This window comes from Cupriavidus sp. 8B (genome assembly GCF_054589115.1).
This window is the reverse complement of record NZ_BAAILO010000103.1, coordinates 1-1,391: the sequence shown is the minus strand read 5'-3', so window position 1 is coordinate 1,391 and position 1,391 is coordinate 1. Positions and strand designations below refer to the sequence as shown.

Sequence of the window (1,391 nt, the reverse complement as noted above, 5' to 3'; positions counted from 1 at the left end):
TACCCAGCAACGACAGGGGATTGGTCTGCGTGGCGGCCTGAAAGCGGCCGGTCACGTCGACGAATTTGCCGCCGGCCAGCAGCGTCGGAATGCGCGTCGAGCGGTCCTTGTCGAAGCGGATGCGTCGGGCTCCCTGGCGGCCCGCCTGCGTAACGAGGAAGTTGAGCATCACGGACTTGCCGGCGCCGATGGGGCCGAGTACGAGCAAGTGGCCGTTGCCGCCCGGCTGGTGCATGTCCACCCGTTGCGCGGTGCGATGACGGGTCGGCAGGCAGGTGAGAGGGGGCGTTTCCACCCCAGAGATGTTGGTGAGCCAGTTGTTACGGGTCGGACCGGGGCGCACGGAGCGCAGCGGGGCGATGTCGGAGACTGCCGGCGTTTCCACAAATTGCAGCCGACGCTGCTTATCCCAACGGCCGGGCAGCGTGCTGTTCCAGGCGGGTAGGAGGTTGGCCTTCTCGCGGATCGGACCGAAGCCGGCATTGGTGATGGCACCCACGACATCGCTGACCGCATCCTCGCACTCGGCTTCTGAGTCACCATAGACGATGACCGAGATATTGACGAAGCCGTGCTGCTGGCCTTCGGCGGTCAGGCGGCGCAGCGCGTCGCCTGCCTCGGCGGCCAGTTGCTCGCGGCCCTCATCATTCTCTGCTTCTTCCTTGGCCGCCGCCTGTTTGACGATCGCCCAGAGGTTGAAGCTCGCCATCTTGTAGAAGCGGCGAATCTTCTCGATGTAGTTGGTGGCTTTATGGGTGTCGAGGAACCGATAGAGAATGCAAATATCCAGTTCGACGTCGAGTTGCGTGAGGGCGTCGAGCGCGGCTTCCTGGAAGCCCATCCATTCCTTGACCGCCACGACAGCGGCATAGCGCTTGCCGTGTGCCGATTCAAAAAGCAGCTTGTCCGAGCCGCTGGTCACTTCCGACTCGGTCAGATGGGTGTCCAGCAGCGTCACCGGGAAGCGAATGCGGCGCGGCGGCACGGTCGGGTTGGCGGTTTGGTGCAAGGCCGCGAGGCTGTCCTGTAGGGCCAGGCGCGTGAGGCCGAGCTTGGTCACGCCGCCCGAGAAGGCGTCGAGCATCGATTCGAAGCGCTTGGCGTCGGCCTCGGTGCGTTGCAGGTCGAAGGCGAAGGCATTGCGGGCCAGCAGCACGTCCTTGGCGGTTTCGAAGGCAGCCACGACGAAGTTCTTGCTGCCGACCGTCATGTGGTACGCCATGCGCTCGAACACCTTGTCGATGCCGTTCTCCGGCGTATAGGCGAGGGCCAGCGAGTGCGTGTTGTGGAAGTACTTGCCGCTCGACATATGCTCGCGGTTGAGCGCGTCGATCCGGGCGTCGGATGCGGCGGGGAAGGTGCCGCCGATGTAGCCGCGGGGGGGGCCGGGG

1 protein-coding gene is annotated in these 1,391 nt (G+C 64.9%); it reads right to left on the bottom strand.

Annotated elements, in window-relative coordinates:
- Positions 1-1,391 (bottom strand): VirB4 family type IV secretion system protein (locus ACYP5B_RS11695; protein WP_459569715.1); only part of this gene is annotated, 1,391 nt, incomplete at both ends.